At 57.1% G+C, this 23,247-nt stretch carries 20 protein-coding genes; 12 read left to right on the top strand and 8 right to left on the bottom strand.

Annotated features, from left to right (window positions below; genetic code table 11):
* The first annotated feature begins 105 nt into the window (after positions 1–105).
* From BM347_RS02885 to BM347_RS02900, 4 genes are all read left to right on the top strand, one after another.
* Positions 106–1,341: a helix-turn-helix domain-containing protein gene (locus BM347_RS02885; protein ID WP_093914892.1), complete on the top strand. Its 1,236-nt coding sequence runs from the start codon at positions 106–108 to the stop codon at positions 1,339–1,341.
* Positions 1,342–1,417: 76 nt separating this feature from the next.
* Positions 1,418–2,539 carry a flavodoxin-dependent (E)-4-hydroxy-3-methylbut-2-enyl-diphosphate synthase gene (gene ispG / locus BM347_RS02890; protein ID WP_093914893.1) on the top strand — a complete coding sequence of 374 codons (1,122 nt, stop codon included), beginning with the start codon at positions 1,418–1,420 and terminating at the stop codon, positions 2,537–2,539.
* A 64-nt stretch (positions 2,540–2,603) separates the two neighbouring features.
* Positions 2,604–3,758 (top strand): DNA cytosine methyltransferase, encoded by a 1,155-nt coding sequence (locus BM347_RS02895; protein ID WP_093914894.1) that lies wholly within the window; start codon positions 2,604–2,606, stop codon positions 3,756–3,758.
* The gene (locus BM347_RS02900; RefSeq protein WP_093914895.1) at positions 3,755–4,294 is read left to right on the top strand and encodes a GIY-YIG nuclease family protein; all 540 of its coding nucleotides are present in this window, start codon (positions 3,755–3,757) and stop codon (positions 4,292–4,294) included. The genes BM347_RS02895 and BM347_RS02900 overlap by 4 nt, the downstream gene beginning before the upstream one ends.
* A gap of 127 nt (positions 4,295–4,421) precedes the next feature.
* Here the strand turns inward: BM347_RS02900 and BM347_RS02905 are convergent, their stop codons facing one another.
* Positions 4,422–5,180, bottom strand: coding sequence for a DsbA family protein (locus BM347_RS02905; RefSeq protein ID WP_093915390.1), 759 nt, complete (start codon positions 5,178–5,180; stop codon positions 4,422–4,424).
* 137 nt (positions 5,181–5,317) lie between these two features.
* Here BM347_RS02905 and BM347_RS02910 point away from each other — a divergent pair, with 137 nt between their 5' ends.
* The 5 genes from BM347_RS02910 to BM347_RS02930 all read left to right on the top strand — a co-directional run bounded on the left by BM347_RS02910 (position 5,318) and on the right by BM347_RS02930 (position 13,197).
* On the top strand, positions 5,318–6,460 hold the full coding sequence (locus BM347_RS02910) for a pyridoxal phosphate-dependent aminotransferase (protein WP_093914896.1): 1,143 nt from the start codon (positions 5,318–5,320) through the stop codon (positions 6,458–6,460).
* Positions 6,461–6,528: 68 nt separating this feature from the next.
* On the top strand, positions 6,529–7,743 hold the full coding sequence (locus BM347_RS02915) for an N-acetylmuramoyl-L-alanine amidase (protein WP_093914897.1): 1,215 nt from the start codon (positions 6,529–6,531) through the stop codon (positions 7,741–7,743).
* A 129-nt stretch (positions 7,744–7,872) separates the two neighbouring features.
* The gene (locus tag BM347_RS02920) at positions 7,873–10,428 is read left to right on the top strand and encodes a penicillin-binding protein 1A (RefSeq protein ID WP_093914898.1); all 2,556 of its coding nucleotides are present in this window, start codon (positions 7,873–7,875) and stop codon (positions 10,426–10,428) included.
* A 99-nt stretch (positions 10,429–10,527) separates the two neighbouring features.
* Positions 10,528–11,652, top strand: coding sequence for a peptide chain release factor 2 (gene prfB / locus BM347_RS02925; RefSeq protein ID WP_093914899.1), 1,125 nt, complete (start codon positions 10,528–10,530; stop codon positions 11,650–11,652).
* Positions 11,653–11,793: 141 nt separating this feature from the next.
* On the top strand, positions 11,794–13,197 hold the full coding sequence (locus BM347_RS02930) for an amidase (RefSeq protein WP_093914900.1): 1,404 nt from the start codon (positions 11,794–11,796) through the stop codon (positions 13,195–13,197).
* A 4-nt stretch (positions 13,198–13,201) separates the two neighbouring features.
* Here BM347_RS02930 and BM347_RS02935 read toward each other — a convergent pair whose 3' ends face one another.
* The 3 genes from BM347_RS02935 to BM347_RS02945 all read right to left on the bottom strand — a co-directional run bounded on the left by BM347_RS02935 (position 13,202) and on the right by BM347_RS02945 (position 15,462).
* Positions 13,202–13,420: a hypothetical protein gene (locus tag BM347_RS02935; protein WP_093914901.1), complete on the bottom strand. Its 219-nt coding sequence runs from the start codon at positions 13,418–13,420 to the stop codon at positions 13,202–13,204.
* On the bottom strand, positions 13,408–14,565 hold the full coding sequence (locus BM347_RS02940; RefSeq protein ID WP_093914902.1) for an aromatic ring-hydroxylating oxygenase subunit alpha: 1,158 nt from the start codon (positions 14,563–14,565) through the stop codon (positions 13,408–13,410). The genes BM347_RS02935 and BM347_RS02940 overlap by 13 nt, the downstream gene beginning before the upstream one ends.
* A gap of 102 nt (positions 14,566–14,667) precedes the next feature.
* Entirely contained in the window at positions 14,668–15,462 is a 795-nt protein-coding gene (locus BM347_RS02945; RefSeq protein ID WP_093914903.1) for a helix-turn-helix domain-containing protein, read from the bottom strand.
* Between the two features lie 198 nt (positions 15,463–15,660).
* Here BM347_RS02945 and BM347_RS02950 point away from each other — a divergent pair, with 198 nt between their 5' ends.
* Positions 15,661–15,996, top strand: coding sequence for a hypothetical protein (locus tag BM347_RS02950; RefSeq protein ID WP_093914904.1), 336 nt, complete (start codon positions 15,661–15,663; stop codon positions 15,994–15,996).
* On the opposite strand, the gene ilvN is transcribed toward BM347_RS02950, so the two are convergent.
* From ilvN to BM347_RS02970, 4 genes are all read right to left on the bottom strand, one after another.
* The gene (gene ilvN, locus BM347_RS02955; protein ID WP_093914905.1) at positions 15,993–16,553 is read right to left on the bottom strand and encodes an acetolactate synthase small subunit; all 561 of its coding nucleotides are present in this window, start codon (positions 16,551–16,553) and stop codon (positions 15,993–15,995) included. The two genes, BM347_RS02950 and ilvN, sit on opposite strands and share 4 nt — an antisense overlap.
* Before the next feature lie 76 nt (positions 16,554–16,629).
* Positions 16,630–18,381 (bottom strand): acetolactate synthase 3 large subunit, encoded by a 1,752-nt coding sequence (locus tag BM347_RS02960; protein WP_093914906.1) that lies wholly within the window; start codon positions 18,379–18,381, stop codon positions 16,630–16,632.
* Between the two features lie 330 nt (positions 18,382–18,711).
* A complete protein-coding gene (locus BM347_RS02965; RefSeq protein ID WP_093914907.1) occupies positions 18,712–19,353 on the bottom strand; it encodes a response regulator transcription factor in 642 nt (213 codons plus the stop codon).
* A gap of 11 nt (positions 19,354–19,364) precedes the next feature.
* Complete coding sequence (locus BM347_RS02970) at positions 19,365–20,783, bottom strand: cache domain-containing protein (protein WP_093914908.1); 1,419 nt, start codon at positions 20,781–20,783, stop codon at positions 19,365–19,367.
* Positions 20,784–21,036: 253 nt separating this feature from the next.
* Here BM347_RS02970 and BM347_RS02975 point away from each other — a divergent pair, with 253 nt between their 5' ends.
* Both BM347_RS02975 and BM347_RS02980 read left to right on the top strand, forming a co-directional pair.
* Positions 21,037–22,125, top strand: a complete 1,089-nt coding sequence (locus BM347_RS02975) for a TRAP transporter substrate-binding protein (RefSeq protein ID WP_093914909.1) — start codon at positions 21,037–21,039, stop codon at positions 22,123–22,125.
* Between the two features lie 138 nt (positions 22,126–22,263).
* A complete protein-coding gene (locus tag BM347_RS02980) occupies positions 22,264–23,232 on the top strand; it encodes a TRAP transporter small permease subunit (RefSeq protein ID WP_093914910.1) in 969 nt (322 codons plus the stop codon).
* The last annotated feature ends 15 nt before the right edge of the window (positions 23,233–23,247 follow it).

Here is a 23,247-nt window from a genome sequence, read left to right on the forward strand (position 1 = left end):
TCGCCCGTTGATTTGTGTTAAGCATGACGCAAGAAACAACACATCTCGAATCGTAGAAGACGACCCGGGAAAGTGTAACAGGCACGAAAACGACGGGACGTAGGTATGATCGGGCGTTGGGTTTCCAAGGCGAATGAGGACGAGCAAGTTGAAGCCCGTGGCTTTGACGCGTATGAGTTGCGGCTAGGTGACTTGATGCGCGGCGAACGCGCAACGATGGGTAAATCCCTGCTTGATGTCCAACGCGAATTGCGGATCAAAGCATCTTATATTGCTGCCATCGAAAATGCCGATCCTGATGCTTTTGACACGCCCGGCTTTATTGCTGGCTATGTCCGGTCCTATGCCCGATATCTGAACATGGACCCGGACGAGGCGTTCGCGTCTTTCTGTGCTGAATCCGGTTTCTCTGTTGCGCATGGTATGTCCGACAAGGCGTCCGTGATCAAAAAGACGCCGCGCGAAGAGCGTTTGATGCGCAAAACCGAGAGCGATATTTTCAACCGTCCTGCCACACCCTTTACCCCGATGGGGGACAGCCTGCTTAGCCGGATTGAGCCCGGTGCATTGGGGTCTGTGCTCGTGCTGGTCGTTTTGATCGGGACAATCGGCTTTGGCGGCTGGAGCGTGCTGAAAGAAGTGCAGCGTGTGCAGGTCACGCCGGTTGATGAAACGCCGGTTGTGCTGTCTGACCTTGACCCGCTGGAAGGTGCGCTTAGCCCCGCACCGCAAGCATCTACGAATGCTGTTGTTGCGCAAAGCCTGATGACCGTGCCGCGTACGGATGCGCTGGACCGTCTGTACCGCCCTGCCGCCCTTGATGTGCCGGTTTTGATCGCCCGTGACGCGCCTATTGCATCGATTGACCCGCATACCGTCGGTAGCTTTGTACCGCCCGCGATGGATGATCAGGTTATTGCTGGCATTGCCTTTGGTAACACCCATGCTGATCCGTCGTTCGTTGATTTTGCCATGCCGCAGGTCGTCGAAGATGCGGCACCCGAGCTGCGTTTGGTTGCCGCGTACCCGTCTTGGGTCCGCATTCGCGCCGCAGATGGTAAGGTGATCTTTGAAGGGATCATGAACAAGGGCGACAGCTGGGATGTCCCGGCAACGCAGGAACCACCCATGCTGCGCACAGGCGAATCCGGTGCGCTGTATTTTGCCATGGACGGTCAGTACTACGGACCCGTTGGCGACCGCGGCACGGTGACGTCGAACCTGCCGTTGCAGCGTCAGGCCGTGGCTGATCTGTACCAGCCGGCCTTGTTCGAAGAAAACTCGGCCCTCGCGACCATGGTTGCCGAACTTCAAAACGCCGCGACCAGCCCGACAGAATAAGCCAGTTACCATTGCAAGCAGCGCCGCGGCTGAATAGGTTGCGGGCAACGTTGATCTATTGCCAAAGGTGCTGTCCATGTCGCTGAATCACATCCGTCCCTGGCGCAATATTTACCGCCGGAAATCCCGGCAGATCATGGTGGGCAATGTACCGGTGGGGGGCGACGCGCCGATTTCAGTGCAGACCATGACCAATACGCTGACGACGGATGTCAAAGGCACCATCGCGCAGATCCAAGCGGCTGCCGATGCGGGGGCCGACATCGTGCGGGTCTCTGTCCCGGATGAGGCATCTTCAAAGGCACTGAAGCAGATTGTGCCCGAGGTATCGGTGCCCATTGTTGCCGACATCCATTTTCATTACAAACGCGGGATCGAAGCCGCCGAAGCAGGAGCCGCCTGTTTGCGGATCAACCCCGGCAATATCGGCGATGAAAAACGCGTTAAGGAAGTCATCAAAGCCGCCCGCGATCACAATTGTTCCATTCGGATCGGGGTGAACGCGGGGTCGCTGGAACGGCACTTGCTTGAGAAATACGGCGAGCCTTGCCCCGACGCGATGGTGGAAAGCGGGCTGGACCACATCAAGATCCTGCAAGACAACGATTTTCACGAGTTCAAGATCAGCTGCAAAGCCTCTGACGTGTTCATGGCCGCCGCCGCCTACCAACAGCTTGCCGAAGCAACGGATGCGCCGATCCACCTTGGCATCACCGAGGCAGGCGGGTTGATCAGCGGCACGGTCAAATCCGCGATTGGCATGGGCAACCTGCTGTGGATGGGCATTGGCGACACGATCCGTGTCAGCCTGTCTGCCGACCCGGTGGAAGAAGTCAAAATGGGCTTTGAAATCCTTAAATCCCTTGGCCTGCGGCATCGCGGTGTGAACATCATCAGCTGCCCGTCCTGTGCGCGGCAAGGGTTTGACGTGATCAAAACCGTAGAAACCCTTGAACAACGGCTAGAGCATATCAAAACCCCGATGAGCCTGAGCATCATTGGCTGCGTGGTGAACGGCCCCGGAGAGGCACTGATGACCGATGTCGGCTTTACCGGAGGCGGTAACGGCGCGGGCATGGTGTATCTGGCGGGCAAGCAAAGCCACAAGCTGGGCAACGACAAAATGATCGATCACATCGTGGAGCAAGTCGAACAACGTGCCGCCGTGATCGAGGCTGAAAAGCAAGCAGCAGAGTGATGCGGCGCGCCTCGGATGGTGATTTAGCCATCGACACGCAAAACCGCATTTCATACTAATAGCTATGGCTGAAACCCCCGATCATTCCCCGAAATACGCCGAATTTTTCTGCGGCGGCGGGATGGTGCGTGCTGCTTTGCAAGACCGCTGGGAGTGCGTGCTGGCCAACGACATTGATGCGATGAAATGCAAGGTGTACGGGCAAAACTGGGGCACTGGGGGCCTTCATGAATGCGATATCGCGGTCCTTGATGATGCGCTGCTGTGCGAACAGATCGACCTTTACTGGGCGTCCAGCCCTTGTCAGGATTTCAGTCTGGCAGGTAAGGGGCGCGGGCTGTCTGGGGCGCGCAGCGGTGTGTTTTCCCTTTGGGCGGACAAGATCACGACGGCGATCAAGGCGGGCTTTGCGCCTCGGATTATCGCCTTTGAAAACGTGGTTGGGCTGGTGTCGCGCAATGGGGGCGCTGATCTGAACACGGTCCTCGCGACTTTTGTTAACCTTGGCTACAAGGTTGGCGCGCTCGAGATTGATGCGCGCCGTTTCCTGCCGCAAAGCCGCCCACGGTTGTTTGTGGTCTGCGTGCGCAACGACATTGATATTACCGGGCTGACGGCACCCAAGCCGTCCCACGCGTTTCACGGCAAAAAACTGCAAAAGTTTCTGGGTGCGGCGACGCGGCCCGTGCGGTCAAACTGGGTCTGGTGGAAGTTGGACGATGCGCCCGCTGCCGATTATGCATTGGAAGACGTGTTGGAAAAACGTGCGTCGATGCCTTGGTTTTCGGACGCTGATACAGACCGCCTTGTGACCCTGATGTCGCCGCCCAGTCTTGAGCGTTTGCGCGTGGCCCGCAAGGCAGGGCGCACGGTTGTTGGCACGATCTACAAACGCGGTCGGCCAGATGCGGACGGTAATGTGCGCCAACGGGCAGAGCTGCGCACCGATGGCTTGGCGGGGTGCTTGCGCACACCTGCGGGCGGATCGTCGCGGCAAATTCTGTTGTTTATCAAGGGCAATCGTACCCGCGCACGGCTCGTTTCCTCGCGCGAGGTGGCGCGCCTGATGGGGCTGGCCGACAGTTACCGGATGCCGGACACTTATAACAACGCCTACCGAGTCGCGGGTGATGGCGTCGCCGTGCCGGTGGTGCGCTACCTTGATCATGCGCTCTTTGCGCCAATCCTTGCGCGCCGCAGCTTGGAAGCCGTCGCATGACAACCGCGCAAAGTTTTCGCGGTAAGGCGCTAAGCGCGCTGACCAATCAAATCGGTGTCTATGCGCTTTGCGATCTGGATCAGCAGCCGATTTATGTGGGTCAGTCGGTGGATGGCATTCGCACGCGGGTACGCCGGCATCTGACCTCGGCGCGGTCTGACGTGATCGCCAACCGTCAGATCGATGTATGGGAAATCGCCTTCGTCTGGGCGTGGCCTGTTGAAAGTGCCGATCAGGTTGAACCATTGGAGCGGGCTATTTTTGCCCATTATGACGCCGAGCTGCCTTTGATGAACGGCAAGGCCATGGTGCCGGGCGGTGGCACTGTGACGTGGCCGGAAAAACAGGTCGCCCAAGTGATCGAGGAGGAAGAGCGGCAATCGCGGTTGATCCCGTCAAACCGGCTGCCCCGTCAGATCAAGCAATATGACCTTTTGGTGGATTACATCCTGACGGTGAAAGAGGCCCCGCATCTAAAGCGGTCGCTTGATGCGCATTTTGCGCGGATGGTTCGATATCATCAGCGCTTTTTGTGATGGACCGATGGATGGCATCATCACTTAATATATAGGTTTAAGTTTAACTGTTAAGATTTTGATATTAAATGTTAATAATGTATGAAGTTGCCGGACAGAAACCCCACACATCATAATTATATCTACCTTAGCCGCGTTTTTCTTCCATGATGGCTTTCATCTGATCGTAAGGCAAATACCCGCGCAGCAACTCGTCTTGCATGACAAATGTGGGGGTGCCGGTGATCGAAAGAACCTGTGCCAAGGCACGGGTTTTGGCCAATTCCGCGGTCACTTCTGCGCTGTCCATTTTTTCTGTGATGGCATCTGCATCCAGATCAAAGCTTTTGGCCAAGCGGCCCAGCGAGGTCGGTGTGATATCGCCGTTAAAGCTCATCAGCGCGTCATGGATTGATTTATAGCCTTCGTCGCCTGCGATTAGCTTGGTGGCAATCGCAAAGCGCGAGGCGACCATAGATTGCTCACCCAGGATCGGTAACTCTTTGACGACAAAACGGATATTGCCGTCGCCGTTCACCAGTTTTTCAACTTCGGAAAACGCCTTTTTGCAATAGCCACAGCGGTAATCCATGAATTCCACGATGGTGATATCGCCCTCGGGGTTGCCGCCTACGTAGGAATAGCCATCGTTAAAGATCGCATCGGCATTGTCGGCGACCAGATTGAGATCGGCCTGGGCCTGCGCTTCGGCTTCATTGGCTTGCAGCTGGTTCACCGCTTCCATGATCACGTGGGGGTTTTCCATCAGATAGGCGCGCACCTCGACGCCGAACTGCGCCCGCTCTGCATCGGTCAATTCGGTCAAATCCATGGCTTGCGCGGACCCGCCAAGGGCCAAGGCCATCATTGCGCCGGAGAAAAGAGAAGAAGCGATCGCTTTGGTCATTGGGGTACTCACTGTTGTTGCGCGGGCCTTGGGCGGCTTTGGCACAGGTGGTGCGCGATTTTGGGCCATCGCACAAGGGTTGACGACACCAACATGGTGCGGTGAAAGGTCATTGCCCGAAGTTTAGGATTAAGCCCATGCGCATTTCAACCCGTTCTCAGGTCGATCCCTTTATCGTGATGGACGTGATGCAAGCCGCATCGGCTGCCGAGGCCGCTGGCCGCCACATTATTCACATGGAGGTGGGGCAACCCGGCACCGGTGCGCCGACGGGCGCAACTGCTGCCTTGGCCAAGGCGATGGATGACGGCGCATTGGGCTATACCGTCGCCTTGGGCCTGCCAGCCTTGCGCGCGCGCATCGCGCAGATGTATGGCGAATGGTACAATGTTGATCTGGACCCGAACCGCGTGGTGATTACGTCGGGGTCGTCGGGCGGGTTCATCCTCGCTTTTACTGCGCTATTTGACACCGGTGACAAGGTTGGCATCGGCGCGCCGGGTTACCCCAGCTACCGGCAGATCCTTAGGGCGCTGGCGCTGAACCCCGTCGATCTGCCCACATCGCCCGACAACCGCTATCAGCCTGTTCCGGCCGATTTCGCAGGCATGGACCTCAAGGGGCTGTTGGTCGCGTCACCCGGAAACCCCACCGGAACAATGCTGGATCACCCGTCAATGAAGGCGCTGATTGAGGCGACCCAAGGGCAGGGGGCGTCGTTTGTCTCGGACGAGATTTACCATGGCATCGAATACCAGAAAAAGGCCGTTACTGCGCTTGAGATCACCGATGACGCCTATGTGATAAATTCATTCTCCAAATATTTTTCCATGACCGGCTGGCGCGTGGGTTGGATGGTCGTGCCCGAAGACCACGTGCGCGTGGTTGAGCGTATTGCACAGAACATGTTTATCTGTGCGCCCCACGCCAGTCAGGTTGCAGCCCTTGCAGCGATGGATTGCGACGGTGAATTGCAAGCCAACATGGATGTGTATCGCGCTAACCGGACGTTGATGATCGACGGGTTACGTGCCGCGGGTTTCACCAGCTTTGCACCACCAGACGGGGCGTTTTACGTCTATGCCGATGTGTCCGGTATCACCGATGACAGCCGCGTTCTGGCGCGCGACATTCTGGATAAGGCAGGGGTTGCCGTCACGCCGGGGCTGGATTTCGACCCCATTCGCGGGCATCAGACCTTGCGGTTTTCCTATGCCCGCAGCACAGCCGATATCGCCGAGGGTATTGCGCGGTTCAAGGCGTATATGGCGGCGCGCTGAAAGGCTGGTCGCGCGGGACCGCAGGTGATAGATTGCCCGCAAACACCACGATCAGAACGGTGACAGGCATGCGGTTTTTCCCAATATTGGCAACGCTTTTGGCGTTTGCACATCCGGTACCGGCCCAAGAGCTGACGGCCTTTGCCCGCGTGGACCCGGGGCCGAGCGAGATTTCAGATGGCTGGTTTGGCAGCACCACGCTGACGCTGCACCTAAGTCAGGGTGTGCCATTTCGGGTGTTTCTGCTGGATGATCCTGCGCGCCTTGTCGTTGATTTTCGCGAGGCAGATTGGTCGGGCGTCAAAACTGCTGACTTGCTGGCAGAACCGGGCAATATCAGCGACTTACGCTTTGGTCCGTTTCAACCCGGATGGTCGCGGCTGGTGGCTGATCTGGCCAAACCGATGGTGCCGCGTGATATCGCAATGCCGGTGGACAGTGGCTCGGGTAAGGCGAAGCTTGAGATCACGCTGGAGCGGGTTGAGGCGAGCGCGTTTTCAGCCGCCGCCGGTGCGCCGACGGATCCGGCCTGGACCTTGGCGCTGGCAGCACCGCCCAAACCTGCCAAAGCCCAAGGCGAGGATCAGTTTCTGGTTATCCTTGATCCGGGCCACGGCGGTGTTGATCCGGGGGCAGAAAACAGCGGCATTCTGGAAAAGGACCTGATGCTGACTATGGCCCATGCGCTGCGCGATACCCTGAAACGGGATGGCATCGACGTGGTGATGACCCGCGATAGCGACATGTTTGTTGCGCTCGAGACCCGCGTCGCGATTGCGCATCAGGCGCAGGGGGACATGTTTATATCGCTGCACGCAGACAGCCTGCAACAGGGCGGGGCAAAAGGGGCCACAGTCTATACCCTGTCGGAAGAGGCCAGCGATACCGCCACCGAACATCTTGCGGCGCGACACAACCGGTCTGACATCATTGCGGGGGCCGATCTGACCGGATCGGATGATCAGGTCGCAGGCATTTTGCTGGATTTGGCGCGGCAGGAAACCGAACCCCGCTCGGTTGCGGCAGCGAAAACGCTGGTGGCGGGGATGAAGGCCGCAGGCGCGCCGATGAACAGCCGCCCGTTGCGCAATGCCGGTTTTTCGGTCCTGAAATCGGCGGATATTCCGTCGGTTCTGATCGAGGTCGGGTTTCTAAGCAATGACCGTGACATGAACAACCTGCGCGATCCGATCTGGCGGGCGGTGATGGTTGCGGCGATTGCTGATGCGATCAAAAAATGGCGGGATCAGGATGCAGCACTTAAGCCGTTGATCCGCCAGTAACCCTTGACGTGATAGCCGGATCCAACCTGCGCGGGTTATCGCCAAACGCCCACCGCATCGTGTTTTGACGATTCCAATTCGCCCGCGTATAGACGGGTTAATCTACAGCCTTGCAAGGGACTGCCACACGTGTTTCGCTTAATCCTATCCTTCTTTGGGGGTATTTTCACCACCCTGACCATGGGCATCGGCATGGTTGTTTTGACCGTTGGGGCGGTGTTTTGGATGTATGGGCGCGATTTGCCCAGCCACGAATCCCTTGCGCAATATACGCCGCCAACCATCAGCCGGATTTATTCCGGTCAGGGGCGCTTGATTGATGAATTCGCCAAGGAACGGCGTCTGTTTGCACCCGCCGATACGATCCCGCCGCTGATCAAGCAGGCGTTTATTTCGGCGGAAGACAAGAATTTTTACACCCACGAGGGGTATGATTTGCGCGGCATCGGCGCTGCTGCGGTGGATGCGGTGCGCACGCGTGGCAAAGATGTGCGCGGTGCGTCGACGATCACCCAGCAGGTCATGAAGAACTTTTTGCTGTCCGGTGATCGCCGTGCTGAACGCAAGATCAAGGAAATTATCCTTGCCGCCCGGCTTGAGGAAACCCTGCCCAAAGAGAAAATCCTTGAGCTGTACCTGAACGAGATTTTTCTGGGCCAGAATTCATATGGGGTCGCCGCCGCCTCGCAGACCTATTTCAACAAGACGCTGAGCGAGCTTGCCCCGCATGAGGCCGCTTTTCTGGCGTCTTTGCCCAAGGCACCATCAGATTACCATCCGGTGCGCCGCAAGGACCGTCTGATCCAGCGCCGGAATTTCGTTCTGCGCGAAATGAAGGAAAACGGCTATATCAGCCAAGCCGTTTATGAAGCCGAAGTCGCGCAACCGCTTCGGTCGGTTCAAAACGGGGACTTTGAAAGCTTTAAGGCCGAACTGCCGCCGCGCGATTACTTTACCGATGAAATTCGCCGCCAACTGTCCGAGAACTTTGGCGAGGGCGAGTTTTTCACCGGCGGTTTGACCGTGCGCGCCACCATCGACAACGAAATGCAGCCTATCGCCGCGCAGGCCTTGCAGCAGCAACTTGAGGAATATGATCGCGGCGTTGGCATCTGGCGCGGCACCGGCAAAACGATCCCGGCGGAACAGTTGACCGACGAAGCCACATGGCGCGAAGCACTGGCCGAGCAGCGCGTGTCGCGTGATGTTGATCTGGAAAACCCGTGGTTCCCTGCCGTTGTGCTGAGCGTGGGCGACAAAGATGCGCGGATCGGTATTGAGGGCGTGCCGGAAACCGCCGAAGGCCATTATATTACTGCCAAAGACGTGCAATGGGCCCGCAAACGTCTCGCTGACGGCAAGCTGGCGCGCAAAGCAAAGGTGGCGGGCGATTTGCTGGAGGTCGGCGACGTCGTATTGGTGCGCCGTATGACCTCGGATGATGACGGGTCCTTTATTCGCTGGTCCTTGCGCCAGGTCCCCGAGGTGCAGGGCGGTTTTGTGGCGATGGACGCCAACACCGGCCGCGTGATCGCGATGCAGGGCGGGTTCTCGTATCAGGCGTCGGTGTTCAACCGCGCCACCCAAGCCAAACGGCAGCCCGGCTCCAGCTTTAAGCCCTTTGTCTATGCGGCGGCCCTTGATAGCGGCTATACTCCGGCGACCATCGTGGTGGATGCCCCGATCGAGATTAACACGCCCCAAGGCATGTGGCGGCCGCGCAATTCGTCGAACAAGTTTTACGGTCCCACGCCACTGCGCACAGGCATCGAACAATCGCGTAACCTGATGACAATCCGCTTGGCACAAGAGGTCGGTATGGATGTTGTCGGGGACTATGCAGAACGGTTTGGCGTTTATGATCAGCTGTCCCCGGTTTTGGCCAACGCCTTGGGGTCGCAGGAAACCACGCTTTACCAAATGGTATCCGCCTATGCGATGTTCGCCAATGGCGGCGAACGGGTCGCGCCGACCCTCGTGGACCGGGTACAGGACCGTTATGGGCGCACCGTCTATCGGCATGACCAACGCATCTGTAATGATTGCCAACTGCCCACGCTTGATCCCGGTGTTGCGCCGCGCATCATATCCAACCGTGAACGTGTGATGGACCCGATCACCGCCTATCAATTGACGGCGATGATGAAAGGGGTCGTGGACCGCGGCACCGCCAGCAGTGCGATCAATTTACCAGTGCCAATCGCAGGCAAAACCGGGACAACAAATGACGCCAAAGACGTTTGGTTTGTGGGCTTTTCCAGCAACATTGTGGCCGGATGTTATATCGGTTTCGACAACCCCAGATCCCTGGGCAAGCGCGCCTATGGTGCGGGGATGTGTGGCCCAGTTTTCCAACGTTTCATGAGCGAAGCCATCAAGAAATACGGCGGCGGCCCGTTTGAGGTGCCTCCGGGCGGTAATTTCATCAACATCGACCGTTTCACCGGCGCACGGCTGCCCGATGATGCAAGCGGGCCGAATGTGGTTGCGGAATACTTCCGTGATGGCGAATTGCCGATCTTTGGGATCACCTTTGATGGCGGCTTTGCCATGGGGTCGGACCTGCCGCTGTTTGAGGAAATCAGCAATGGTGGGGGCCGCTCGGTCACGACATCAACCGGTAAAAAAGCCGTCGTTGGCCCCAAAGCCAGCTTTGGCACGATCAGTTCCGGTGGGCTTTACTAGCGATCCCATCGCCAAACGCTTGCCCATGCAGCAAGGCTGGTCTATCTCATACGCGGCCCCGGCATTTCGGGGCCGCAGTTAATTTAAAGGGCACAAACGATGCGCGCAGAGGCACAAAATACAGCAGATCAGATCAGCAAGTCGCTGGAGCTGTTGGCACAGCGTTTGAATGTCGAAACGGCACCTTACCGTCTTGAAGAATTCAATGCCCGCGTCGAAGACCCCAACCTTTGGGATGATCCCGATGCGGCGCAAAAGCTGATGCGCGAACGTCAGGCCTTGGTGGATTCCATGGCGACCTACGAGGGGATCAAGCAAGAGCTTGCCGACAACGTCGAGCTGATCGAGATGGGCGAGATGGAAGACGACGCCGAAGTCGTCGCCGAGGCCGAGGCCGCGCTGAAGGCGCTGGCCGAAACCGCCGCTCAAAAAGAGCTTGAGGCGTTGCTGAACGGCGAGGCGGACAGCAATGATACCTTCCTTGAGATCAACGCAGGCGCGGGCGGTACAGAAAGCTGCGACTGGGCCAATATTCTGGCGCGGATGTATGTCCGCTGGGCCGAGAAAAAAGGCTATAAGGTCGAGCTGCAATCGGAGAGCCCCGGCGAAGAGGCGGGGATCAAATCGGCGACTTACAAGATCAGCGGTTTGAATGCCTATGGGTGGCTGAAATCGGAGTCTGGCGTGCACCGTCTGGTGCGGATCAGCCCGTTTGATTCGGCGGCCAAGCGCCATACATCGTTTAGTTCGATCTGGGTCTATCCGGTGGTCGACGACAACATCGAGATTGACGTGAACCCCAGCGACATCCGTATTGATACCTATCGGTCTTCGGGCGCGGGCGGTCAGCACGTGAATACCACGGATTCTGCCGTGCGCATCACCCACCATCCGACCGGGATCGTGGTCACTAGCTCTGAGAAATCCCAGCACCAGAACCGTGACATCGCCATGAAGGCCCTGAAATCGCGCCTGTATCAAATGGAGTTGGACCGCCGCAACGCTGCGATCAACGAAGCCCATGAAAACAAGGGCGATGCAGGGTGGGGCAACCAGATTCGGTCCTATGTCTTGCAGCCCTATCAGATGGTCAAAGACCTGCGCACGAATTACGAGACCTCCGATACCAAGGGGGTCTTGGACGGTGATCTGGACGGGCTGATGGGCGCTGCATTGGCCCTGGCCGTGTCGGGCAAAAGCCGGGCCGAAGCCCAAGCGAGCTAGGCGGCGAAGGGGCGCTGCCCCCGGCCTTGCGGCCTCCCCCGGGATATTTGAGAGCCAGAGAAGCCAGCTGCAACTCTGCCGGGGGCTTGCGTCCGGATTGTTCAGCGCGTTTGATGGCGCGACATCAGGGAGGCGATTGGCGTGGATATTTTGGGCATGGGCGCGCTGGCGCAATCCGAGGCAATGGCTGCAGGCAGTCTGAGTGCCGTGGAACTGATGGAAGCCAGTCTGGGGCGGATCGAGGCGGCAAACCGGCAGGTCAATGCAATCGTGTCGCTGCGCAGTAAAGACGCATTGATGGCGGAGGCGCAGGCCGCAGATGCGATGCCGCGCAAGGGCTGGCTGCATGGCATGCCGATGGCGATCAAGGACTTGGCGGATGCGGAGGGGCTGCCGACCTCGATGGGGTCGCCGTTGTTTGCCGGTCAGGTCGCACAAACAGACAGTGTTTTCGTCGGGCGGTTGCGTGCGACCGGGGCCATTATCATCGGCAAGACCAACACGCCGGAATTTGGTCTTGGAAGTCACACGTTCAACCCGGTACATGGTGCGACCTGTAACCCCTATGATCTGGCTAAATCGGCGGGTGGGTCGTCGGGCGGGGCCGCGGCGGCTTTGGCCTGCGGGATGGTCAGTGTTGCCGACGGGTCGGACATGATGGGCAGCTTGCGCAACCCGGCGGGGTGGAACAACGTGTACGGGATGCGGCCCAGTTGGGGCAGGGTACCGGGCGAGCCTGAGGGCGATATGTATCTGCACCAGCTGTCCACATCGGGGCCGATGGCACGCTGCCCACGGGATTTGGCGGCCTTGTTGGATACGATGGCGGGGCCTGACCGGCGACAACCGTTCGGGACCAGCGCTGACGCCACTTTGCCACAGATGGGCGGCCAGGCTGCTACCATGAGGATCGGCTGGCTTGGTGACTGGGGCGGGGCCTTTCCCTATGCCGATGGGATTAGTGCGCTTAGCGAGGCGGCCGTGGGGCAAATCGCGGATCTGGGACATGAGGTGGCAGATGTGCCGCCGCCCTTTGACGCGGGGCGCATGTGGGATGCGTGGATAACCTTGCGCTCCTTTGCTGTGGCAGGTGGGCTTGGTGCGCTTTTCGAGGATCCGGAGAAAAGGCAGGGACTTAAGCCGGCCGCTATCTGGGAGATAGAGCGTGGGCTGGGCTTGAGCGCACGGGACGTGCAGCGCGCCAGCGAGGCCCGGTCGGATTGGTACCGCGCTGCGATGGATTTGTTCGACCGTGTTGATGTGCTGGTTTTGCCCTCGGCGCAGGTGTGGCCCTTTGCGGTGGAAGAGGTTCACCCCACCGAGATCGTCGGACAAGCGATGGACAGCTACCACCGCTGGATGCAGGTGGTCGTGCCAGCCAGTTTGATCGGTTTGCCGGTGGTGAATGTGCCCGCGGGGTTTGGCAATGACGGCTTGCCCGGCGGATTGCAACTGATCGGGCGTCCGGGCGGCGATGCGCAATTGCTTAGACTGGCGCAGCAATGGCATGAGGCCACGCATTGGCCGCAAGTCCGGCGGCCATGATCCGTTAAAGCGGGGTTTCGCGCCCTTGGGCCACCAGATCGGCGCGCAATGCCGATGTGTCTTGGTGATCTGTTTCCAGCGCAAAAACATAGGCGTGGGTCAGATAAAATCCGGCAGCATTAGGATCATGCGTGCGCGCCGCAGCGGCCCTATAGAGCCCGACCAATGCGCCGTGATCGCGTGCCGTATGGGCCGCTAGGAGCTGCGCGTTCAGATCGCACATGATGTTTTGCGGTGGCTTTCCAGCAGTGCCGCGATCCAGTCGTGAAACATATGGGTTGGCCCATCCATGGCTGGCGAAAACCGCCCCCCATCAAATTTAACCGCATGTCGGCCGCGCTGCATTCCTTCGACGACAAAAATATCCTCTTTGAAAACCAGCTTCCACTGCTCGGTATTGCGCGTCCGCAGTTCGGGGTCGGTGTTGGGGTCGGCATAGTATATATGGACATGTTCAGTGGTTTTTTCCGGGCCTTCGGGAACCAGAATGATTGCGAATGTGTGATCTCGGTGCACCCCAAAAAGCACGTTGGGATAGGCCGTGACATATTCGGCCCCGGTGTTCCATTGCTCTGAAAGACCGGCAAAATCGGGAAAGCTTTGTCCATTTTCATCGGTAAGTTGGCGATATACCCGTGTGCCCTGACCAGAGTATTGTCCCGCCTTTTCAATACTATAGTGATCCTCCAGCCGGGAATAGCTGTTCAGGCCCGGATGCACCCACGGCAGGTGATAGCTCTCGCAGTAGTTTTCGACCGCCAGCTTCCAGTTGCAATTCACGCTGAGCTGAAAGCGGCTGTCGGCACCGCCGTGATGCAGCGGCTTGCCAAATTCGGCCCACCTTGCAATCAGATCGGCGTTGGCCTGGTCAAATGGCGCGGCCGTGCCCGAGATATTGATCCAGATGACATCCATCCAGACATGGTTGCGGATTTCGACAAGGCCCAACAGATCGCGATCAATGCCGGGGTGGGTGTTCTGCCCCGGCCCGCCCACATGCGGCGTGGAGACAAGACGGCCTTCGGTGCTGTAGCACCAACTGTGGTAGGGGCAGCGGATGGCACCTTGAATATTGCGTGGGGCATCGACAAGGATCATGCCGCGATGCCGACAGGTATTTTGAAACACCCGCACCGCGCCCGACTTATCCCGCAGCACAAGCAGGGGCATGCCCAGAAAATTCAAGGGAACAGCGTCTCCAACGGCAGGCACATCAGATGCGGTGGCAAGGCCGGACCAGTTGTTGAACAGGACGGCTTGGCGTTCCTCAGCAAACAGGGCCGGATCGATGTAATGGGCATTGCCAAGACCGTTTGCCTGTTCAATCGGGCGGCGCACCTGGCGCAGATCGGTATGGGGCATGTTCATGACGCTCTCCTCGCTGGTGCGTCAACGCTACTGGCTATGGGTAAAATGTCCGTGCATTTTGCGACCTGTTTTTCTCGACTGCGACATGGGACGGGCGCTGCCCTACGAGAATTCCTCATCCGGGCGTAGCAACCGTTGGTGAAACACCGGCAGGTCGTGGACGGAATAGAAGCCTTTTTCCCGCGCAGCCTGCAGCACGTAATGCGTCTCTTGGGTCAGGTATTCATAGACCACGCGGGTCACGCGCATCCCTGCGGACCCTTCGGGGATCGTCCGAGTGGTATAGCCGACCCAAAAGTTATTCCCAAAAGACGCCACGCGCCCCAGATAGTTGAAAGACGAGGTCATCGCGTTCTTGCGCCCTGCGATGACCGCGAGGCCTTCTTCTTGGGGCAGGACCGCGCCCCTGAACTCGCGGTATTTGGGGGCCGTCGGCAAAGATTGCATGCGCATTGCTTCGGCAGTCTCGTACCCGCGCAGATAGGTCGCATTGCCTTTGCGACAGACGTAGACAAGGCCAATGACGAAAACATCACTGTCAATGAAGCTGCGCCTTGAGAACCGATAAAAGCCGCTTGGAAAGACGCTTTCGGGGATGCAGGTGATGTCTGCCATCAAGAAGTCGTTAACGTAATTGCCCAAGCTGACAGAGGCCGGCTTGACGATCTCGTCCAGGGGTTCAAGCATAATCCGTGCATTCACATCGAAAAAAGCACAGATACGGGCAAGGATGTCCGGCCTAGGAAAGCTTTCACCCGATAGATAGCGGTTGAATTGGGTTCTGTTTATTCCAAGCGCGCTTGCGAGGGCGGTGATTGACGGCTGATCCTTGGACAAAAGCCGCAGATTTTCACCAAATACCGATCTAATTTTTGCAGGGTTTTCAGTCTTGGCCATGCTCCGCCCCCCCCGATCACTCAAGGTTGTATTAATTATATATTCTTTACAAGGGACATATGGTTAACAGGCAGTTGACGCTAATCCGCGTCAAAACACATAGCGAACGACACAAAATGAGAAGGCAAAAAAATCGACAAACCATTGAATTTTGGCGATAACTCAACTCTAGATTTTGATTATAAGAAGGGGTGCAAAATGTACGGTGTTGTTCTGTGGAGCGATGTTTCAGACAAAAAAGCCGTCTTTTGGTGCGAAGATCACGGCGATTTGGCCTATTTCGGCGGTTCTCAGGACAGTCAAAACATCACTTTTGATGCCGGTGATCTTGTTGAATTCGACGTCACGTTGAAAAGTAAGCTTAGAACAGCCAGCAATCCGCGAGTCGTTCGCGAAAAGCTGGACGTTGATCTTCCTGCTAAATTATTGGGTAACGGCCCCGTTAAAAGAGCGGCTCAGCCGTCTGCTGAAATTCTCCCGTTTCAAAGCAGACAGCATGTGTGTTCACCCGCGTGCGGGGGCAGAATAGCCTAATCGCCGCGGGGCAGGGCGGCAACGCCGGTCCGGGCCACATCGGTCAGCCCCAAGGGCCGCATCAGATCTGCGAAAGCGTCAATTTTATCCGGCGCGCCGGTGATCTCGAATACAAAGCTTTCGAGCGTACTATCCACAACATTGGCGCGAAAGATATCCGCAAGCCGCAGGGCCTCTACGCGCTTGTCGCCGGTCCCCGATACTTTGAACATCGCCAACTCGCGCTCGACCGACGGGCCTTCTACCGTCAAATCATGAACCTCATGCACAGGAACGATCCGGCCCAGTTGCGCTTTTATCTGTTCAATGACCTGCGGCGTGCCCGAGGTGACAATCGTGATCCGGCTCCGGTGTCCGGTGTGGTCAACCTCGGCGACGGTAAGGCTGTCGATGTTATACCCGCGTCCCGAGAACAACCCGATCACCCGTGCTAGGACACCTGGTTCGTTCTCGACCAGAACAGCAAGGGTGTGGCGTTCGATCACGTCCGAAAAATTTGGACGCAGGTTATAGGCGGAATGGCTGGTAGAGCCTTTTTTGATTTTTAGCGCTGACATGTGACTGTCCTTTTCATCTGATTGCGTCGCCGGAGTTTTTCAAAATTCCGGTCCGTTTTCTTTGAAAGAAAACGCGTTACACCAAAACGCTACCCTTAGCGTCGATCACACCTTGCGTATCCACACCGGCCAACATCATATCATTATGCGCCTTGCCTGACGGGATCATCGGGAAACAGTTCTCGTGCTTTTCCACCAAACAATCGAAAATCACCGGCCCGTCATAGGTCAGCATTTCCATGATAGCGTCGTCCAGATCATCGGGATCAGAACACAAAATACCCTTGGCCCCGAAAGCCTCGGCCAGTTTCACAAAGTCGGGCAGGGATTCAGACCAGCTTTGTGAATAGCGCTCGCCGTGCAGCAATTCCTGCCATTGGCGTACCATGCCCAGCCGTTCATTGTTCAGGATGAACTGCTTAACGGGCAGGTTATACTGCATCGCGGTGCCCATCTCTTGCATGTTCATCAGCCATGAGGCCTCGCCAGCGACGTTAATAACCAACGCATCAGGATGCGCCATTTGCACGCCGATGGATGCAGGAAAGCCATAGCCCATGGTGCCCAGACCGCCCGATGTCATCCAGCGGTTCGGGTCCTCAAAGCCAAGGTATTGCGCGGCCCACATCTGATGCTGGCCCACTTCGGTGGTGATATAGCGGTCGTATTTCTTGGTGAGGGCTTCAAGCCGGGCCAGCGCATGCTGCGGCTTGATGACCTTGCCGTTCTGCTCGAACTTCAGGCAGTCAATGCTGCGCCATTCGTCGATCTGTTTCCACCATTTCGCGACGGCTTCGCTGTTGGTTTTGCGGCCACGGGATTTCCAGACCTTCAGCATGTCTTCCAACACGTGGCCCACATCGCCCACAATAGGGATGTCGACGCGGATAATTTTGTTGATCGAGGACGGATCAATATCGATATGTGCTTTGGTCGATTTGGGGCTGAACATGTCAACAACACCGGTGATCCGGTCGTCGAAACGCGCGCCGATGTTGATCATCAGATCACAGTCGTGCATCGCCATGTTGGCCTCGTAAAGGCCGTGCATCCCCAGCATCCCCAGCCATTTTTCGCCGGACGCAGGATAGCAGCCCAAACCCATCAGGGTGGAAGTGATCGGAAAGCCCGTCGCCTCGACCAGTTCACGCAGCAATTGCGATGCGGCAGGGCCGGAGTTGACCACGCCACCGCCAGTGTAGAACACAGGGCGCTTGGCCGTCTCCATCGCCGCGACCAATTCGGTGATCGATTCCATATCGCCCTTGAGCGGTGGTTGGTAATGGGACACCGACGGTTTCTTGGGCTCGTAGGTGCCCGTGGCAAATTGTACGTCCTTAGGGATGTCGATCAGAACCGGGCCGGGGCGCCCAGAGGTCGCAACATGAAACGCCTCGTGCAGAACGCCGCCCAGCTTGTCCGTCTCTTTTACCAGCCAGTTATGTTTCGTGCAGGGGCGCGTGATGCCAACAGTGTCGGCCTCTTGGAAAGCATCAGACCCGATCATGAATGTCGGCACCTGACCGGTCAAAACAACCAGCGGGATCGAATCCAGCAAGGCGTCGGTCAAACCGGTCACCGCATTGGTGGCACCGGGGCCGGAGGTCACCAGAACAACGCCGGGCTTGCCGGTTGAACGGGCATAGCCTTCGGCGGCATGAACGGCCCCTTGTTCATGGCGCACCAAAATATGCTTGATGCTGTTTTGCTGAAACACCTCGTCATAAATCGGTAGGACAGCGCCGCCGGGATAGCCAAATACGGTATCGACACCCTGATCAATCAGGGCTTGAACGATCATTTTCGCTCCGGTCATTTTGCGTGTCATCTTGGTGCTCCGTGGGGTGGTGTTTCGGGTCTTGTGTGTCGTTTCAATCTTTGTCGTAGCGCATAAAAAAACCCCCGGTTTTGGCGGGGGCGCATGGTGACGATTATGGTCTGCCGTTACCGGCCCATGCGCGTGTGTCCTACAATGACGACTAGAATAGTCATGGCCAAAGGCTCCTTTTGCGTTGCGGGGAGATTATGTTCAGGGCAAAGGGGCGTCAATGGGCATTTTAAACAAAATATGTCGCTATGGGTAAAAAATCTTTGCACTTATTGCGCGAGATTCCATTTTTTTGAAGTTTTGGGCAATGGAGCGGGTGAATCAGGCCTTTTAGATACGCACGCCGGTGCCTTGCAGCACACCATGTTCCATTGCGTAGCGGGTCAAACCGGCGGTCGAGGATATACCCAGCTTGCGTTTGATGTTCTTTCGGTGGGTTTCAACCGTGCGCACCGAGATATCAAGGGTCGCGGCGACTTCCTTGTTGGCCTTGCCCTGCGCAAGCTGCAAAAGAATGGTCTGTTCGCGTTCCGTCAGCGCATCACGAGACGTATCTTTGGGTTCAAGCGACCCTTGCGCGCCGGTGCAAAGATAGCGCTGGCCCTGCATCACCGTATCAATGGCCAGCTTGATCTCGTCAGTTGGCACGTCTTTGAGGATATAGCCCATCGCCCCGTGACTAAGCGCCGAGGATATATACTCGGGGTTATCATGCATCGACAAAATCACGATCCGCATGTCGGGGCGGCGTTCCAGCACGATCTCGGTCGCGGATAGCCCGCCCACATCAGGCATGTTCAGGTCCATCAAAATCACATCGGGGTTCAGATCCTCGAACTGATCAATCGCCCTGCGGCCATTCGACAGGCAGCCCACCACTTCGATGTCGTCATAGCTTTCGAGGATCGATTGGATGCCTTCTGCGACCATGGGGTGATCATCGACAATCATGACTTTGACGGGGGCGGACATGGTAAGACTTTCTAAGGGTTCCGGGCAGAGGTGCCAAGGCTGGGTTCCGGCGGCAGCAGATGTGTCAACGGGACCGACGCCCGGACCCGCGTGCCACCTTCGCTTGAGGTTTCCAACGAAAGGCTACCGCCCAGCTGATCCATGCGTTCTTGCATATTGCGCAGACCAAGGCCACCAGCGCCTTGCTCTTGGGTGAAAATGCCGCGGCCATTATCCGTGATCTCAAGGGTGGCCCCTTGGCGGTGGCCCCGCAGATCAACCTTTACTTCGGTTGCGCCAGCGTGACGTTCAATATTTGTCAGGGCTTCTTGGGCGATACGATACAGCGCGATCTTGGCGTCGTTATCCAGCCGATTGCGAAAAACCACGGTGTTAAATCGACAGGTAATTCCGGTGCGCCTTGAAAACTCCTCGACCAGCGTTTTCAGGGCAGGGCCCAGCCCCAGATCATCCAGCACGCCGGGGCGCAGATCGCGGCTGATGCGACGGACTTCGGATATGGCCTCGCCCAGACTATCGATCCCTTTGCCCAGCGGTTCTGCAGCGCGCCGGTCGCCCCGATCAAGACGACGGCGTGCGTTATCAAGGGCATAGCGGACCCCGACCAAGATCTGACTGATGCCATCATGCAACTCGCGGGCGACACGGCCGCGTTCTTCCTCTTGGGCGTCAAACACCCGTTGGGTCAGCTTTTTCAGCTTGGCATCTGCCAGTCTGCGTTCGCGCAGGTTCACCAACATGCCAGTGCCGAAAACCACCAGCAGCGCGGCAAGGGTAATGGCACCGATATATAGAAAGGTACGCTGCACGCGGGCCAGAACATCAGCACGGGCCGACGCGACGCTGGACAAGATATCGTCGATATAAACGCCTGTCCCAACTGCCCACCGCCAACTGGGAAATGACGTCACATAGGTGATCATCTGCGCCTCGACCCCGGTAGACGGTTTTGGCCACAGATAGGTGTGATAGCCGCCGCCTGCGCGGGCGATGCGGATCAATTCGTCGACCACTGGGGTACCGGCGCTGTCGGTTTCACCACTGTAATTTTTATTGATCCGGTCGGTCTGGCGAGGGCTAACAAGGGCGTTGCCGTCGAAATCATAGACAAAGAACTGCCCTTCCTCGCCGTAAATCATCGCAGACAAAATCTGCGCAACCTGTGCCTTGGCGGCCTCGTCCTGCGGGGATGCGGACCCGTAAACAAAATAGAACCCGTTGCGCGCCTGGGTCACATAATTGCGCAGCTCGATCTTTTTGGCGGCAATCAACTGGTTTTCGAGTGTGTTAATCTCGCGGTCTGCCAATGCCTTAGCCTGTAGCGCCACGACAATAGCGATGCCCGCAACCGCCAGCACCAGCGGTACTGCAGCGAGGAGCGTCAGCTTTTGGGCGTAGGTGGGGGCAAGGCGGGAAATCAGTCGACGCATGTGATTCTGGTAAAGGGAATCAAAACCGAATCAAAGGGGGAGTTCACAAGCACAACATGACCTTTGGGCATCCCGAAATGTAGATTTGCCCAAAGTTTGGGCGTTAAACTTGTCATAATATTGCGGATGGGGGCGTCTCTACGCATTAGTTGGTATTTTCAACGATAACATATCGGTTAAATTGCCCCTACTTGAAACGACCCGCGCGCAAATAAACTGCGCGGGCATCCTATACTCGGGAGGAGTATCCAATATGGACCGTCGTTCATTTCTGAAGACATCCGCGCTTGGCGGTACCGCTGCAGCAGCATCCACGCTGGCCGCACCACTGTACGCCCAAGGCAAACGCACGTTGACAATGGTTACCGCATGGCCACGCGGCTTTGCTGTTCTTGATGACGCTGCAACCTATCTGAACAACATGGTCAACGAGATGTCTGACGGCACCTTGACCATCGAAAAGAAAGCACCCGGCGAACTGGTTGGCGCGTTCGAAGTTTTTGACGCGGTATCGTCCGGTCAGGCCGACATGTATCACGCGGCTGACTACTACTTTATCGGTCAGCACCCAGGTCTGGCGTATTTCACAGCCGTTCCATTCGGTGGCACAGCGCAAGAGCTGACAAACTGGTACCTGCACGGCGGCGGCCACGAGCTGCACAACCAAGTCGGCGAAATCTTCAACATGAAGATGTTCCTTGCCGGTAACTCCGGTTCACAGTCCGGTGGCTGGTTCCGCAAGGAAATCAACTCTGCCGCTGACTTTAACGGTCTGAAATTCCGCATGCCAGGCCTTGGTGGCAAGGTTCTGGGTAAACTGGGCGCATCCGTTCAGAACATCCCGGGCGGTGAACTGTATCAGGCGTTGTCCTCGGGCGCACTTGACGGTCTTGAGTGGGTTGGCCCATTCGCTGACGAACGCGCGGGCTTCCAGGAAGTTGCCAAAATCTACTACACAGCTGGTTTCCACGAGCCAGGCTCCGGCTTGACCGCATCCGTGAACCTGGATGTGTTCAACGACCTGACACCTGCTCAGCAAAAGATCATCGAATATTCCTGCATGGCGACAACGCACACAGGTTTGGCCGAAACGCTGGCAAACAACGGTGCCGCTTTGGCGCGTCTGCAGCAGCAGGGCGTTAAAACAATGCAATTCCCTGACGATGTTTGGGATGCATTCGGTGCCGCTTCCAAAGAAGTCATGGACGAAAACATGGGCGACAGCCTGTTTGCGGACATCCGCAACAGCTTTGAGTCGTCTTTGCAGTCTTCTGCAGAGTGGCTGTCCAAGTCTGACGCCTATTACGTGAACCAGCGTCAGCGCGTTCTCGGCCAAGGCTAAGCTTTATCACCGATCTGTCAGGGGCCGCCGTCGTGCGGCCCCTGATGCAGTTACACGACCTTTGGCTGATCCGCCGGGGCAACAAAGATTTCGCACCAAGCCTTGTCAGAAACAGGGCATGCGAAGAGGGGGAGATACATGGCAGATGATGTGGTGTGCGACGGCTTTTTCCGCGCAGCAGAAGGTGCCAAGATAAGCTGTCTGGACAAGTTTCAGGACGGTAATCTGATCAATTTCGTTCTCGGCAATATCCTTGAGGCATTTTACAACTTTTTCGCCGCGCTGCTGAATCCGGGCATGTGGCTGGACTGGTCAAACAGTGAATCCCTCATGCGCTTTATCTATTATGGCGCGTCGGTCGAGCTGTTTTTCGTGCTGTTCATCGGCTTGGTGATCGTCACCGCCGTTGGCTTTTGGCGCAAAAATTTCATGTGGGGCTGCGTGCGCGCGCTAGAAGGGTTCGCCAACACCGTTGGTCGCTTTTTCGCCTGGGCCGGCCTTTTGATGGTGTTGCAACAGATCATCATCGTGTTCATGCAGCGGATTTTCACCCGGCCTGATATCTCGATCGGCTTTGGTATTCCGCTTCAGTTCGATATCAGCTGGTTTGCTGAAGAGTTAAAGCTTTTCAATGCGTTGGTCGTCTGTCTTTGTGTATCTTACACCTTCGTGCAAGGCGGTCATGTGCGGGTCGATCTGTTCTATGCGGGTGTGAAATATCGCACGAAACGGCTGATCGACATGTTTGGCGCGGTATTCTTTATGCTGCCATTCGCGATCGTGACATGGCTTTACGGCTGGTTTTTCCTGTGGCGTCACCTTGTCACGCCAAACCCGTCGGCATCTGACCGCTTGGAACTGCTGCTGCGTAAATCACGCCTGCTAAAGTGGAACGTCGAAACGATCGGCTTTTCACCCAACGGGTTCAATGGCTATTTCCTGTTCAAAATTCTGCTTTGCGCCTTCTGCGTCATGGTGATTTTGCAGGCGATATCCACGTTCTATCGCGCCATTCTTGAGTACCGCGAAGGGCCCGAGAGCGAAGATAAATATCTCGACCGCGATACGCTGGGCGAGGGCGAAGAAGCCTTTGAGGGCACACATTAATTTAAGGGACGTCCC

It is taken from the genome of Sulfitobacter marinus, from assembly GCF_900116285.1.
Lineage (GTDB): Bacteria > Pseudomonadota > Alphaproteobacteria > Rhodobacterales > Rhodobacteraceae > Sulfitobacter > Sulfitobacter marinus.

What these genes read in the sequence shown, in the direction of transcription:
- BM347_RS02885 (WP_093914892.1), top strand. Translation starts at nt 106, where the DNA reads ATGATCGGGCGTTGGGTTTCCAAGGCGAATGAGGACGAGCAAGTTGAA.
- BM347_RS02950 (WP_093914904.1), top strand. Translation starts at nt 15,661, where the DNA reads ATGTACGGTGTTGTTCTGTGGAGCGATGTTTCAGACAAAAAAGCCGTC.
- BM347_RS02965 (WP_093914907.1), bottom strand. Translation starts at nt 19,353, where the DNA reads ATGTCCGCCCCCGTCAAAGTCATGATTGTCGATGATCACCCCATGGTC.
- BM347_RS02895 (WP_093914894.1), top strand. Translation starts at nt 2,604, where the DNA reads ATGGCTGAAACCCCCGATCATTCCCCGAAATACGCCGAATTTTTCTGC.
- ilvN (WP_093914905.1), bottom strand. Translation starts at nt 16,553, where the DNA reads ATGTCAGCGCTAAAAATCAAAAAAGGCTCTACCAGCCATTCCGCCTAT.
- BM347_RS02970 (WP_093914908.1), bottom strand. Translation starts at nt 20,783, where the DNA reads ATGCGTCGACTGATTTCCCGCCTTGCCCCCACCTACGCCCAAAAGCTG.
- BM347_RS02935 (WP_093914901.1), bottom strand. Translation starts at nt 13,420, where the DNA reads ATGTGCGATCTGAACGCGCAGCTCCTAGCGGCCCATACGGCACGCGAT.
- BM347_RS02960 (WP_093914906.1), bottom strand. Translation starts at nt 18,381, where the DNA reads ATGACACGCAAAATGACCGGAGCGAAAATGATCGTTCAAGCCCTGATT.
- BM347_RS02940 (WP_093914902.1), bottom strand. Translation starts at nt 14,565, where the DNA reads ATGAACATGCCCCATACCGATCTGCGCCAGGTGCGCCGCCCGATTGAA.
- prfB (WP_093914899.1), top strand. Translation starts at nt 10,528, where the DNA reads ATGCGCGCAGAGGCACAAAATACAGCAGATCAGATCAGCAAGTCGCTG.
- BM347_RS02975 (WP_093914909.1), top strand. Translation starts at nt 21,037, where the DNA reads ATGGACCGTCGTTCATTTCTGAAGACATCCGCGCTTGGCGGTACCGCT.
- BM347_RS02945 (WP_093914903.1), bottom strand. Translation starts at nt 15,462, where the DNA reads ATGGCCAAGACTGAAAACCCTGCAAAAATTAGATCGGTATTTGGTGAA.
- BM347_RS02910 (WP_093914896.1), top strand. Translation starts at nt 5,318, where the DNA reads ATGCGCATTTCAACCCGTTCTCAGGTCGATCCCTTTATCGTGATGGAC.
- ispG (WP_093914893.1), top strand. Translation starts at nt 1,418, where the DNA reads ATGTCGCTGAATCACATCCGTCCCTGGCGCAATATTTACCGCCGGAAA.
- BM347_RS02915 (WP_093914897.1), top strand. Translation starts at nt 6,529, where the DNA reads ATGCGGTTTTTCCCAATATTGGCAACGCTTTTGGCGTTTGCACATCCG.
- BM347_RS02905 (WP_093915390.1), bottom strand. Translation starts at nt 5,180, where the DNA reads ATGACCAAAGCGATCGCTTCTTCTCTTTTCTCCGGCGCAATGATGGCC.
- BM347_RS02900 (WP_093914895.1), top strand. Translation starts at nt 3,755, where the DNA reads ATGACAACCGCGCAAAGTTTTCGCGGTAAGGCGCTAAGCGCGCTGACC.
- BM347_RS02980 (WP_093914910.1), top strand. Translation starts at nt 22,264, where the DNA reads ATGGCAGATGATGTGGTGTGCGACGGCTTTTTCCGCGCAGCAGAAGGT.